General features: G+C 65.2%; 13 protein-coding genes. 5 read left to right on the forward strand and 8 right to left on the reverse strand.

Going from position 1 to position 12,331, the window contains the following annotated elements; all coding sequences use genetic code 11:
* Positions 1–206 precede the first annotated feature (206 nt).
* Both AB0J47_RS04145 and secG read left to right on the forward strand, forming a co-directional pair.
* Complete coding sequence (locus AB0J47_RS04145; protein ID WP_364340280.1) at positions 207–1,817, forward strand: MFS transporter; 1,611 nt, start codon at positions 207–209, stop codon at positions 1,815–1,817.
* A gap of 59 nt (positions 1,818–1,876) precedes the next feature.
* Positions 1,877–2,110 carry a preprotein translocase subunit SecG gene (secG, locus tag AB0J47_RS04150; RefSeq protein WP_062991810.1) on the forward strand — a complete coding sequence of 78 codons (234 nt, stop codon included), beginning with the start codon at positions 1,877–1,879 and terminating at the stop codon, positions 2,108–2,110.
* Here secG and AB0J47_RS04155 read toward each other — a convergent pair.
* The gene (locus tag AB0J47_RS04155; RefSeq protein ID WP_364340284.1) at positions 2,097–3,230 is read right to left on the reverse strand and encodes a YbfB/YjiJ family MFS transporter; all 1,134 of its coding nucleotides are present in this window, start codon (positions 3,228–3,230) and stop codon (positions 2,097–2,099) included. The two genes, secG and AB0J47_RS04155, sit on opposite strands and share 14 nt — an antisense overlap.
* A gap of 70 nt (positions 3,231–3,300) precedes the next feature.
* Here AB0J47_RS04155 and AB0J47_RS04160 point away from each other — a divergent pair, with 70 nt between their 5' ends.
* Positions 3,301–4,134, forward strand: a complete 834-nt coding sequence (locus AB0J47_RS04160) for a LysR family transcriptional regulator (RefSeq protein WP_364340286.1) — start codon at positions 3,301–3,303, stop codon at positions 4,132–4,134.
* A 3-nt stretch (positions 4,135–4,137) separates the two neighbouring features.
* On the opposite strand, the gene AB0J47_RS04165 is transcribed toward AB0J47_RS04160, so the two are convergent.
* Positions 4,138–4,986 carry an SDR family NAD(P)-dependent oxidoreductase gene (locus AB0J47_RS04165; protein ID WP_364340288.1) on the reverse strand — a complete coding sequence of 283 codons (849 nt, stop codon included), beginning with the start codon at positions 4,984–4,986 and terminating at the stop codon, positions 4,138–4,140.
* 54 nt (positions 4,987–5,040) lie between these two features.
* Between AB0J47_RS04165 and AB0J47_RS04170 the strand changes: the two genes are divergently transcribed.
* The gene (locus AB0J47_RS04170; protein ID WP_364340290.1) at positions 5,041–6,027 is read left to right on the forward strand and encodes an alpha/beta hydrolase; all 987 of its coding nucleotides are present in this window, start codon (positions 5,041–5,043) and stop codon (positions 6,025–6,027) included.
* Between the two features lie 5 nt (positions 6,028–6,032).
* On the opposite strand, the gene AB0J47_RS04175 is transcribed toward AB0J47_RS04170, so the two are convergent.
* From AB0J47_RS04175 to AB0J47_RS04190, 4 genes are all read right to left on the reverse strand, one after another.
* Positions 6,033–6,566, reverse strand: a complete 534-nt coding sequence (locus tag AB0J47_RS04175; protein WP_364340293.1) for a hypothetical protein — start codon at positions 6,564–6,566, stop codon at positions 6,033–6,035.
* 68 nt (positions 6,567–6,634) lie between these two features.
* The gene (locus AB0J47_RS04180; RefSeq protein WP_364340295.1) at positions 6,635–7,033 is read right to left on the reverse strand and encodes a DUF397 domain-containing protein; all 399 of its coding nucleotides are present in this window, start codon (positions 7,031–7,033) and stop codon (positions 6,635–6,637) included.
* 64 nt (positions 7,034–7,097) lie between these two features.
* Positions 7,098–7,919: an SAM-dependent methyltransferase gene (locus tag AB0J47_RS04185; protein ID WP_364340297.1), complete on the reverse strand. Its 822-nt coding sequence runs from the start codon at positions 7,917–7,919 to the stop codon at positions 7,098–7,100.
* Positions 7,920–7,937: 18 nt separating this feature from the next.
* Positions 7,938–8,834, reverse strand: a complete 897-nt coding sequence (locus tag AB0J47_RS04190) for a Scr1 family TA system antitoxin-like transcriptional regulator (RefSeq protein WP_364340300.1) — start codon at positions 8,832–8,834, stop codon at positions 7,938–7,940.
* Positions 8,835–9,028: 194 nt separating this feature from the next.
* Between AB0J47_RS04190 and AB0J47_RS04195 the strand changes: the two genes are divergently transcribed.
* Positions 9,029–9,457, forward strand: a complete 429-nt coding sequence (locus AB0J47_RS04195; protein ID WP_364340302.1) for a hypothetical protein — start codon at positions 9,029–9,031, stop codon at positions 9,455–9,457.
* 58 nt (positions 9,458–9,515) lie between these two features.
* On the opposite strand, the gene AB0J47_RS04200 is transcribed toward AB0J47_RS04195, so the two are convergent.
* Together AB0J47_RS04200 and AB0J47_RS04205 are read right to left on the reverse strand one after the other, a co-directional pair.
* On the reverse strand, positions 9,516–11,816 hold the full coding sequence (locus tag AB0J47_RS04200; protein WP_364340304.1) for a thiamine pyrophosphate-dependent enzyme: 2,301 nt from the start codon (positions 11,814–11,816) through the stop codon (positions 9,516–9,518).
* A gap of 153 nt (positions 11,817–11,969) precedes the next feature.
* Positions 11,970–12,323 (reverse strand): MerR family transcriptional regulator, encoded by a 354-nt coding sequence (locus AB0J47_RS04205; RefSeq protein ID WP_364340306.1) that lies wholly within the window; start codon positions 12,321–12,323, stop codon positions 11,970–11,972.
* Positions 12,324–12,331: the final 8 nt, after the last annotated feature.

A 12,331-nucleotide genomic window follows, 5' to 3' on the forward strand; every position in this document is an offset into this window, starting at 1 on the left:
TACGGGCGTCGCCGCTGGAAACCGCGCAACTCAGCTGCCGACCACAAACAACCAGCGGTCCGGCCCGGCATCGAGCGCGAAGACCCGATCCCGCTGCTCGACCAGCAGCCCCGGCCTGCCATCGGACGGACCCGCGCCCAGGCCGTTGCCAGCACCAGCGCACCGTTGAGCGAAATAGCGAACGGCACGTATTTCGACCCGTAGCTATGCTCGGGCCCGTGACCACTGCCGATGCGACGACACCTTTATCCACTTGGGCGCCGTTACGGTCGCGAATCTATCGGGCGCTCTGGATCGCGCAGTTGGTCTCGAATCTGGGTACCTGGATGCAAACCGTTGGGGCGCAGTGGATTCTGGTCGACGCGCCCAATGCCGCGACATTGGTGGCATTCGTACAGACGGCGACGACATTGCCGGTGATGCTGTTGTCGATTCCGTCGGGGGTGTTGGCGGATCTGTTGGATCGGCGCAGGTTGTTGGTGGGGGCGCAGTCGGCTATGGCGGTGTTGGCAGCGGTGCTCGCGGTATCGACGGCGACTGGGCACACGACTCCCGGCGTGCTGTTGACGTTGCTGTTCCTGCTCGGGTGCGGGCAGGCGTTGACGGGACCGTCTTGGCAGGCCATTCAGCCAGAACTCGTTGCGCGCGAAGAGATTCCATCCGCCGCGGCGCTGGGCAGCATGAATATCAATATCGGGCGCGCGGTCGGGCCGGCCATCGCGGGTGTGCTGGTTTCGGTGTCGGGGCCGACGCTGGTGTTCGCACTGAATGCGGTCTCATTCGTCGGCATTGTCACAGTGTTGGTCAGTTGGCGCAGACCGGCGAAGGAACGGAAGCTGCCCAGTGAACGTCCGCTGGCCGCGCTGCAGGCGGGCACCCGGTTCATTCGCGCCGCGCCCGCGATCCGTCGGGTGCTGTTGCGCTCGATTCTGTTCATCGCCCCGGCGAGCGCGGTGTGGGCGCTGCTGCCCGTGATCGCCCGTGACGAGCTCGGCTTGTCCTCATCCGGCTACGGTCTGCTGCTCGGCGCGCTCGGCCTCGGCGCGGTGACGGGTGCGGTCGGCCTGGGTCGGGTGCGCACGCTGCTGACCCCCACACAGCGTTTGACCGCGGCCGCGATCTTGTTCGGCATCGCATCGGCGGGTGCGGCTGTGCTGCACAGCGTGCCCGTGGTGCTCGTGCTGTTGGTCGGAGCCGGATTCGCCTGGCTGCTGGCCATGTCGACGATGAACGCGACCATGCAACTGCTGCTGCCGGCGTGGGTGCGGGCGCGTGGGTTGTCGGTGTACATGCTGGTGTTCATGGGCGGCCAGGCACTCGGTTCGCTGGTATGGGGGCTGGTCGCGGGCGCGGTTGGCCCGGTGGCCGCGCTACTGGTGGCGGCGGTGCTGTTGGCAGGTTCCGCGCTGAGTTCGGTCTGGCTGCCGATCCGCCACAATGCGGAGGAATTGGATCTGAGCCCGAGCGCCTTCTGGCCGGAACCGCAACTCGTGGTCGAACCGGATCCTGAGGACGGACCGGTGCTGGTGCTGCGCACCTACGATGTCCCGCCGGAGAAGGTCGATGAATTCCTGGCCGCGATGGTGTTCGTCGGACGGTCCATGCAGCGCACCGGCGCGATGGAATGGCGGCTGTATCGCGATGTCGGGGTGGTCGACCGCTATGTGGAGGCATTCGTGGTGCGCTCGTGGTCGGAGCATATGCACCAGCATCAGGTACGCCTGACCGCCCAGGACCAACTGCGCGAACGCGCCGTCGCGGAGTTCATGATCGGCCAGGACACCACCACACACCTGGTCGCGGTAGACACACCGTAGGTCGCGTCGAGCCGGGGTGGATTATGCGGGTAACGACGCACACCCATAGACTGTCCGGCATGCGGATGTTCCTGGATATCCTCCTGATCATCACCAGCGTGCTGCTGGTGCTGCTGGTGCTGCTGCACCGCGCCAAAGGTGGAGGTCTGTCCAGCTTGTTTGGTGGCGGCGTGCAGTCCAGCCTTTCGGGGTCGACCGTCGTCGAGAAGAACCTCGACCGCATCACCATCTTCACCGGCTTGATCTGGCTCATCGCCATTCTCGGTATCGGCTTGGAGATCAAGTTCGCTTGAGTTGCCTGGCGACGATGACGGCAGCCGCTGTCGCCACCGCCAACACGAGGGTCGCGATTACGAAAGCCGTCGAATAACCGTCGCCGATTACCGGTGCGACGACCAGTGGACCCAGCATCTGCCCCGCACCATAGCCCGCGGTGAGTGTGGCCGTAGCCCGGTGGTCGGTCAATTCGATGCCGATCTGGATCGCGAGCATGCAGATGCCCATGAACGTCCCGCCGAACAGCGCCGCCGCGATGATCGCCGACCACATGGTCGTCGAGCAGGCGAGCAGGGCCGACGACGCGCACTGCGCGAGAAGCGCGAGTACCAAGGCGGTCGTCGGCGTCCAGCGATGGGCGGCAATGCTCCAGAGCACCGCCGGTGCGGCGGCCCCGCCGACGATCACCCACATCGCCGACCCGACCGTCGCGTTGTGCGCGCCGACGGCGGCGACCAAGAAGGTGCCCAGCACGATATAGCCGACGCCTTCGAGCGTGTAGGCGATGAACAGCGCGCGCCAAGCCGTACTCGTACGTTTCGCGCGGACCACCTCGATGCTCCGCAAGCCGTGAATATCCAGTCCGAAGGCGGGCAGCAAGAGCGCAGCGGTCAGTCCGGCGGCACCGAGCCACAGGCCCTGCCAGGACATCGTCGGTTGCGCTGCGAGCGCGAGCAATCCGGTGAACGCGATACCGAATCCGACCCCGCCGAAGGCGATGCCCGCCGCGTGCGGGCGGCCACCGAGGCGAGCGATCGCGCCGGCGCAGCCGACGAAGATCACCGCACTGGCCACCCCCGCGATCAGTCGTAGCAGCGCCGGGAGCATCACGGGGCCGGGCATCGCGACCAGGGCTTCGCTGGCCACCAGAACCACTGCCGAAATGCGAAAAGTATTGCGGCTGTTCAGATCCGGACGACGTGCGAGCAGCACCGCGCCCGTCAGATAGCCCGCATAGTTGGCGGCGGCGATGAGCGCGCCGGCGTGGGCATCGATGCGGTGCGCGTCCACCATCGTGGGCAGTAGCGGTGTGTAGGCGAAGCGTCCGACACCGACAGCGCCGGCAAGGCCCGCACCTGCGGCCAGTGCCGGTGCGAGGGTGCGGCGTGGGGTGTCGAGGAGAGCCGATGCGGTCACAAGATTCGACGGTATGATCCGTTTCCCAGCCTGTGAAATGCTTTCTGTGCACGATGTATACGCTCGACGCATGGATATCGAGCTGCGGCACCTGCGGGCGTACCTGGCGCTTTGCGAGGAAGCGAACTACACCCGCGCCGCCGCCCGGCTACACCTCAGCCAGCCCGCGCTGACCCGAACCATCCAGCAGTTGGAGCGTCTGGTCGAATGCCGGTTGATCGAGCGCACATCCCGGCGTTTCGAGCTGACCGACGAGGGAGCCGAACTGCTCGAGCACAGCAGACGCATCATCGGCGATATCGAGACCGTCCAGGCGGACCTGCGCATGCGCGCCACGATCGAGGTCGGCTTCTCCTGGCTGCTGCCCGATGCCTGGTTCGCCGCGATCCGCACCCGCTTCGAGGCGCTGGGCGGCCGGATTTCGTTGCGCCGCGTGGAGGATCCGATGGCGGCACTCGATGACCGCTCGATCGATATCGCCATCCACCGCAACGATATCTGGCTGCCGCACCATCTCGAATCCCGCGAAATCGATTCGGAGCGGCGGGTGCTGGCGGTTTCGGTGCATTCGCCGCTGGCAACCGCGGTCGAGGTGCGCTGGTCTGATCTCGCGCACTATCCGCTGGTGGCCAATACCGTTTCCGGCACCACCACTGCCGAATCGTGGGACGCGCCCGATCCCAACAGAACCGTCATCACCTGTACGAATTTCGACGAATGGATCGAGCTCGTCGCGGCGGAACGCGGTATCGGGATTGTGCCGGTGCTGGCGCGCACTCGGGCACCGCATCCGGGCGTGGTCTATCTCGACATCGTGGATGCGCCGCGCTCGCATATCTATCTGACCTGGCGGATCAAGCCGACGCCGTTGCGATCGGTGCAGCGCTTCCTGAGTCTCGTCTGAATCTCAGTCGTTGCGCGGGATGCGGCCGTCGACGTCGGTGAAACCGTATTCCTCGGCGAGATCCGCTATGCGCCAAGCCGATCCGGATCGTTGGCAGCGGTCCGGATCGGCGGCCAGTGCGACGACGGCGCGACCCGGAAAGCGGGGGGATTCGGCGTTGTCGAGGTCATAGCTGCCCTCACCGGGCAGGGTGACGACGCGCCGGCCGTCCTTATCGCGTGGCACCATTTGCAGCAGTTCGGTATCGACGATTCCGGGCCAGAGCGAGACCACTGTGACGCCCGACTCGGCGAGGTCGTCGGCCATATCGGAGGTGAGCCGGTCCAGCGCGGCCTTGGCTACGCCGTATACCGCGTTGTGCATGTAGCGCTCGGCGCCGGGGGAGGAGATATTGGCGATCAGGCCTGCCGATTCGATCAGCAGGGGGGCCGCGAAAACGCTTGCGACATAATGTGATCGGACGCCGACATCGAAGGTCTCATCCCAGGCCTGCGGCGGCACCTCCCAGAACGGTTTGCCCAACCAGCGCGCGGCGGCTGGGGCGTTGTAGACATTGTTCACCAGTACATCGAGTCGGCCGTGCTCATTACGGATCCGCTCGAATAGTCGCTCGACCGCATCATCGTCGCGGTGATCGCAGACGACCGGAACCCCGACGCCACCGAGCAGGTCGATCTCGGCCGCGGTCGCGTGCACGGTCCCCGGTAGGCGTCCCGGTACGGCCGAGCGCCCGGTGACGTACACGGTGGCGCCTGCCGTACCCAACTCCAGCGCGATGCCCTTGCCGATGCCGCGGCTCGCGCCGGTCACCACCGCGACCCGGCCGCCTAGAACCTGAGGTATTCCGTTCACGATCCCGGGACATTACCGTGAAACAAGAACACGTTCTAGCTATTGGAGGCCGTAGTGGAATTGATTCATCGGTTCGTGACGAGCAACGGCATTCGCATGCATGTCACAGAACAGGGCGAGGGTCATCCGGTGATCTTCTGCCACGGCTTTCCGCATACTTGGTTCGTGTGGCATCGCCAGCTCGCGGCCGTCGCCGCGGCGGGCTACCGGGCCGTTGCGCCGGATTTGCGCGGATACGGGCGTACCGATGTGCCTACCGATATCGAGGACTACACCAACCGCGCAGTCATCGGCGATCTACTCGCACTGCTCGATGACATGGGCGCCGAGCAGGCGGTCTTCGTCGGCCTGGACTTCGGGGCCGCGCTCGTGTGGGAGTTGGCGTTGCGCGCGCCGGAGCGGGTCAGCGGTGTCATCGTGCTCAATAATCCGTTCGCCCCGCGGCCGCCGCGCGCGCCATCGCAATTATGGGCCAAGGCCGCCCAGCGTCACTTCCTGCACCTGGACTATTTTCAGAAGCCCGGCGTGGCCGATGCCGAATTGGGCGGCCGCTCGAGGGAATTCCTGGCTCGCGTCTACTATTCGCTCAGCGCCGACTACCACTACCTCGACACCTGGCGCTTCCCGGCCGAGGGCACCGGCTACCTGGACGTTCTCCCCGAAGCCCCGCTGTTGCCGTGGCGCTGGCTTTCCATCGCCGAATTCGACACCCTGGCAAAGGATTTCGAGCACACCGGATTCACCGGCGGGCTCAATTGGTACCGGGTGCTCGATCGGAACTGGGCACTCACCGCTGAATTCGCCGACGCCGAGGTCTCTGTTCCGACGTATTTCCTTTACGGCGATCGAGATCCGGATATGGAGGGATTCAGCGGGCGCGATCCGCTGGCAACCCTGCGCGCGAACGTTCCCGATCTGCGCGCCGTCACCAAGATCGCGGACGCGGGTCACCTCGTGCAGTTGGAACGCACCGACGAGGTCAACGCCCTGATCACCAGTCACCTGCGCGACCTGGTCCCGGATCCAGCTCTCACGCAATAGCCGGGTCAGCGGTATTCGTTGGTCAATTCAGGGTAGTCGGCCCAGCTGGGCAGAGGGCGTCGGTCCAGGTAGGCGGTGAGGCGGTCCAGCAGGTACTGCCAGCGCGGGCCGACCGAGCCGGCGTCGGCCGGGCAGATATGGCGGCGGATCAGTTCGAGATTGGTCACGACCCCGACCTGGGTCATATGCAGTTCGAGGATGCCGCCATCGATATGGATCACCAGATCATGCGGTGCGCGGCAGTCTTCGACGCGGATCGCGATGGGGCCGGGGACGGGACCGTCGAATGGTTCGATGGTCAGGTTGCCGTTGCCCGCGGTGACTTTGCCGAACCAGCGATCCAATTGCCGGTGTTCGGCGCAGGCGGACCATACGTCGAGTACGGGCATGCGGAACGACCGCAAAAAGTGCAGGAGCACCCGGCCTTCCTCGATCGCCCGATCGTGTTCGGGTCGTACCTCGCCGAGCATGGACATCATGGTCATAGCCGTGCCCTTTCGCCGCTGGTCACCGTGTGTCCACTGTATTTCCTCGGTCACGCCGCCGAATCCGATTCACGGGAAGTGAGCTACCGCGTGTCGGATTCGGCGGCGTTATCGGGATGTACTCAGGCGGCGATGAATCGCGCGCAATCGAATTCGTGGTTCAGCACGCCCCGCCGGAAGGCATCGAACTCGTTCTCGTCGAAGCGTAGTTTCACGCCATCGATCGGCTGGGGAATGGCGGCATGGAAGACGTATCCGCCGTCACGTCGCGATATCGCCAGATGCCGATCCTCGGCGCGGCCCGAACGCATACCGGCCTGGAAAGCGTCGAACTGTTCATCGGTGAAGACAAGAATTTCGTTGTCGGGCAATGACATTCCGGGCGTGTAGCGCTCATCGGCGAGCTTGTCGTCCCAGACCGCAGTCCACCCGTTCTTACGTGCGACGCGCACGCAGTTCTGGTTGGGCGAGCTGAAGGTCGCCTTGCGGAATTCGGCGACGGTGAAGGTGGGCTGCGTCATTGCATGTCCTTTCAACGGGGTGGAGCAGGAGTTGCGCCGGGTTGGCAGACCCGTTGCTCGTCCTTTAACGCTTATAGCCAACGGCGGCGAAATTACACGGCCGCGCCGTATCTTCCAGGTCGACCGGTTGGTCGGGGCGCCAGTCCGGCGCGTAGGCGATACCGGGTTCGACCAGATCGAGGCCGTCGTAGAGCGCGGTGAACTCGGCGCGCGTGCGCAAGGTCACCGGATCGGAGGTTTCGTCATAGAGTGCGGCGGCCGCAGCCATTTGCTGCTTGATCTCCGGGCCGGCGTCGTCCAAGGAAACGTGGGTCATCGCGGCATAGCTGCCGGAGGGGAGCCGGTCGCGCAGTCGCGCCATCAGGTCGTGCGGGTGATCGGCGTCGGGTACGAATGGCCAGACGCTGACGACCAAGAGGCCGAGCGGTTGCCCGAAGTCGATCAGCCGCCGGGTATCCGGATGGTCCAGAATCAGGTCGGGGTAACGCAGATCGGCCTCGATGATGGCGGTGTTGTCGAGGGCATCGCCGTGCAGCAGCAGGTCGTGGGCGCGATTGACCGCTTCCAGATCGTTGTCGACATAGACCACGCGCGAATCCGGCGCGACTTCCCGCGCGACCTCATGTGTATTGCCGACGGTGGGTAGTCCGGAACCGATATCGAGGAATTGCCGGATGCCCTGCTCCACCATGAATCGTGTCGCGCGGCGCAGGAATCCGCGATTGTGGTGGGCCCACACGTCGAGGAACGGAAGTATTTCGAACAGCCGCTCACCGAAGATTTTGTCGACCTCGAAGACAGCTTCCCCGGACAGGTAGTAGTGGTACATGCGGGCGGCGGATGGTCGGCTCGCATTGATTTCGCGGGGCTCGAAGTCGGCGGACATCCGGGGGCTCCTGATTCGTCAAGTGCTGGTAAATGTCTTGCGGCGGAATGATCGTGCGACGTGCTCCATGAATTTCCGGGAGTCCTCGGCGCCGAGTGCGGCGGCACTGAGCCGGGACCATACGGTTTCGCGGGCGGCCACCGCGGGTTTGTCATCGATATAGCGGATATCGCCCTGACTCTCCACGATCGCCATCTCGAGATCACCCGCCGCACCCGGCGACGGCACCCGTACCAGCGTGTACCGGTCCTCCATCCCGGCCCCGCGCGTGGTGACGGTGAATGGGAGCACCTGGATCAGGATATTCGGCCGCCTGGACAGATTCGACAGATGCTCGAGTTGTTCGAGCATCACCTCGCGCCCGCCGTATTCGCGGCGCAGACAGGATTCGGACAGGATCGCGCGGAACTCCGGTGGGTCCGCCTCGGTCAGCACCTGTTGCCGGGCCAGCCGCGCATGCACCGACTCCTCGACGGTGACGCGGTCCGCCGCGACCGGGGTGACCGGTTCGTGCAGTGCGCGAATATAGGACTCGCACTGGATGAGTCCCGGCATGATCTCCGCCTCGGCGGTGCGCAACAGGCTGGCATGCGCCTCCAGATCGACGAGCAGTCGCAGGTCCTCGACGTAGGCGCGGCGGTGGCCGGTGGTCCAGAAACCGCGCTTGTGATTGTCGCGACGCAGTTCCTTGAGCGTCTCGATATAGCCGGGGTCGGTGAAACCCAGTGTCGTTGCGAGGAGTTCGAGATCGCCGACGCTGATGGCGCCGACTCCATTGATCAACTGGTTGATTCGGCTCTGGGTCGACTCGATGATCTTGCCGGCCTCGGTCTGACTGACGCCCCCGGTGCGGACCATATGCTCGATTTCGCGTCCCAGCAACAATTTTCGCGCGGTCCGTAATCGAGTTCCCATGGCTCCCCAGCGTATCGGTCTGAGCCTACTCATCCGATTCACTTACTGAAGCGTGATAATCACGCTAGCATTACCACATCAAAGATATCACGGCACGCCGAGGCAGGGGCGTCATCGAGGACCATCCCTGCGTCGCGCGGGGGCGGAGGGATGTCGGATGACTACAGCCACGAACGATTGTCGGACGGTGCGAAATGCCCAGTAGCGCAGAGACAACTGTGCAACGCTGCCGGCACTACCAGCGCGATCTGGAACTGCCCGCCGTGGTCCTGCCCGAGACCGAGACGCGGATCATCGTGCAGACCGGACCGGTCAGTGCGGTGGTGATGCCCTCCCGGCTGGCAACGGAATTCGTCGCGGAACAGCATGGGCCGTTGGGGCCGGTGATCGAACACCCGGCGTCACGGCGGTGGACCTTTCTGACCGGACCGTCCGGGCCATGTCCGGAGAGTCTGACGCCCGCGCTGCTGCGCTGGAATATCGGCGTTGCGCCGAAATACGTTGTGCTGCCATCTCCCGATGACGAGCGGCGCGGTTTTCGGCGATGGATCCACGAGCCGCGCAACGGGTTTCGGCCGTCGATGCGCGAATTTCTGGAAGCGGTGCTGCGGTTGCGGCGATAGCCGACCAACGGGCGCGCGGTACTCGCCGATGCGAGGGGTTGGCGAGTACCGCGTGGGTTCAGCGGTTGGCGAGTTCGGTGGCGGCTGATTCGATTCGGGGTTCGTCGAGGAGGACGGTGCCGGCGGCCGGGCCGAGGGGGATAAAGGAGTCTTCGCTGGTTACGCGGGTTAGGTGGCCGTTGAAACCGGCGTCGATCAGGGCGGCGCAGAGGGATTCGGAGACACCGCCGGTGTGGCGCGTTTCGTCGGCGATGAGGACTCGGCCGGTGGCGCGGGCGTGCTCGAGTAGGTCATCGACAGGGAGAGGGGATAGCCAGCGGAGGTCGAGCACGCGGGCTCGGATACCGCGAGATGAGAGGCGTTGGGCTACCCGCAGGCTCATGGGGACGCCGTTGGCGAAGGTGACGATGGTGAGGTCGGGGCCGTCGCCGTAGACGCGGGCGCGGCCGATGGCGATGTGGTCGGTATCGGAAGGTGTTGCGAGCCAGGCATTATCGCCAGGATGGTGCAGGTCGCGGGTGTGGTAGAGGGCGATGGGTTCGAGGTAGACGCAGACGCGGCCGTCGACGCGAGCGGCGCAGACGCAGGTGCGGAGCATGGCGGCGGCGTCATCGGCGCGGGCGGGGGAGGCGATGATCAGGCCCGGGATATCGCGCAGTGCCGCGATGGAATTGTCGTTGTGGAAGTGGCCGCCGAACCCCTTCTGATAGCCGTATCCGGCGATGCGCACGACCATCGGATTCCGGTATTGCCCCTGGGAGAAGTACGACAGTGTGGCGGCTTCCCCGCGCAACTGGTCGGCGGCATTGTGCACGTAGGCGAGATATTGGATCTCCGGAATCGGCACGAATCCGGCGAGTCCGGCGCCTAGGGCCGTGCCGAGCACGCTCTGTTCGTCGAGCAGCGTATCGAAGACACGGCGCACTCCGAACTGCTTCTGCAGGCCCTTGGTGACACCGTAGACGCCGCCCTTGCGGCCGACATCCTCGCCGAACACCAGGACGTCGTTGTCCCGGTCGAGCAGTGCGGCCAGCGTCTGATTGATCGCCTGCGCCAGCGTCGCCGAACCATCTTGCGTAACTGTTTGTTCCGCTGTGCCTTGGCGGCGCTTGTGGGTGTCGCGGGCGGGCCTGCCGCTCATCGCGATGTCGCGAACGATGGTGTCGACGGTCTCCGGTACCTGAGCTGATGTTCTGACACCAGACCCGAGCGGGCCTCGACGCAAGACATCGGCCCGCACCCGGTCCGGATGTAGCGGGGCCAACGGTGCCATCACCGCAGCGGCGGAGGTCAACTTCGGTTCGCGACAAACCGATTCGGCCATGGCGGCGACTCGGCCACCGATTTCGTCGTATCGTGCGATGACTTCGGTCGGGGTTGCGACGCCGGAGGTGATCAGGAGGCGCCCGGTTGCAATCACCGGGTCCCGGCGCAGGTCGGCGGCGATATCGGTGGGGCTGCGGTAGGCGGATTCGACATCGGATCCGGCATGGCCCATGAGCCGTACGGTGCTCAGGTGGAGGAAGGCCGGCTTGCGGTGTTCGCGCACCCAGTCGACCGCCTGGGTCGCGGTTGTCGCGGCGTCGAGGAGATCGCAGCCGTCGGCGTCGAAATACTGCAGGCCTAGGCGGATGCCGTAGGACTGTTCGATCCAGCCGGGCGGGGTCGGGACGCTGATGCCGATCCCATTGTCCTCGCATACGAACAGCAGCGGCAGTGGAACCCCTTGGCGCGCAGTGTGAATCGCGGCATTGATGGCTCCGGCGGCGGTGGAGTGATTGGCCGACGCATCGCCGAAACTACACAGCACCACCGAATCCGACGGCCATTCGCAGGCGACGCCGAGCCGAGCCGCGCGTTCGATCGCGAAGGCGAGGCCGACGGCGCGCGGCAGATGTGACGCGATGGTTGACGTCTGCGGGATCACCGCAGCCGGTTTGCTGCCGAAAACCTTATGACGGCCGCCCGATATCGGTTCAGCGGCCGCCGCGACGACGCCGAGTAGCACATCCCGGATCGGGTCGAGACCGGGCACCTGCCTGGCCCGGTGCACGAAGAATGCCCCCGAGCGATAGTGCAGCAGCGCCGGATCAGTGCAGCGCAGGGCAGCCGCGACCGCCGCATTGCCCTCGTGTCCGGAGGACCCGATGCTGTAATAGCCGCGCTTGGCTGTGCCCAACCGGCGTGCCGCGAGATCGAGATGCCTACTGGTCGCCTGTGATTCGAAAAGATCGAGGCACTGGGCTCCGGTGAGCACGACACCCTCGAGCGGCTGTTCGACAGGACGGCTCGGCCGTGGCTCCAGCGCCGATAGCTCGGCACGGAATCGCTCCTCGAGGTCGACTCGCTGTTCGGTCACGCTGTGATCATCTCCGACGGCTGCCGCTCCAGGGACCTGATTTCAGTACGATTTCCGAAAGTATTCTGATCACCTCGGCAGTTGCAAGAAATTTCTCCTAGTACCCCGGTGTCGAATCGCGGATTTATCGGCACATTCGGAATGGGCGCAGCGTCAGCGCGACTGTTCTGTTTCCTCGATCGTCCGCCGCAGCAGATCGCGAGCGACATCGAGCTCAACGGCCCGACGATCCAACTCCGCCAGCCGATCCCGCAACGCGGGCAATACGCCAGGACAGGCCCGCAACGCGCCATCGGCGACCGTGCACGGCAGCAGCCGCCCGATCACCCGCGTCGAGAGTCCCGCAGCGAGCAATGCGCGAATCTGCCCGACACGCTGCTCGGCATTCGCGTCGTACTCGCGATACCCATTGTGGCGGCGTTCGGCCGACAGCAGCCCGACTCGCTCGTAATACCGCAGCAGCCGCTCGCTGGTGCGGGTGCGGCTGGCCAGCTCACCGATCAGCATGATTTGAC

The sequence above is a fragment of the Nocardia sp. NPDC049737 genome, assembly GCF_040674755.1.
GTDB lineage: Bacteria > Actinomycetota > Actinomycetes > Mycobacteriales > Mycobacteriaceae > Nocardia.

Excerpts from the sequence above, each read along its gene's own strand:
- AB0J47_RS04145 (WP_364340280.1), top strand. The coding sequence starts at position 207 with ATGCTCGGGCCCGTGACCACTGCCGATGCGACGACACCTTTATCCACT.
- secG (WP_062991810.1), top strand. The coding sequence starts at position 1,877 with ATGCGGATGTTCCTGGATATCCTCCTGATCATCACCAGCGTGCTGCTG.
- AB0J47_RS04160 (WP_364340286.1), top strand. The coding sequence starts at position 3,301 with ATGGATATCGAGCTGCGGCACCTGCGGGCGTACCTGGCGCTTTGCGAG.
- AB0J47_RS04180 (WP_364340295.1), bottom strand. The coding sequence starts at position 7,033 with ATGACGCAGCCCACCTTCACCGTCGCCGAATTCCGCAAGGCGACCTTC.
- AB0J47_RS04185 (WP_364340297.1), bottom strand. The coding sequence starts at position 7,919 with ATGTCCGCCGACTTCGAGCCCCGCGAAATCAATGCGAGCCGACCATCC.
- AB0J47_RS04190 (WP_364340300.1), bottom strand. The coding sequence starts at position 8,834 with ATGGGAACTCGATTACGGACCGCGCGAAAATTGTTGCTGGGACGCGAA.
- AB0J47_RS04195 (WP_364340302.1), top strand. The coding sequence starts at position 9,029 with ATGCCCAGTAGCGCAGAGACAACTGTGCAACGCTGCCGGCACTACCAG.
- AB0J47_RS04205 (WP_364340306.1), bottom strand. The coding sequence starts at position 12,323 with ATGCTGATCGGTGAGCTGGCCAGCCGCACCCGCACCAGCGAGCGGCTG.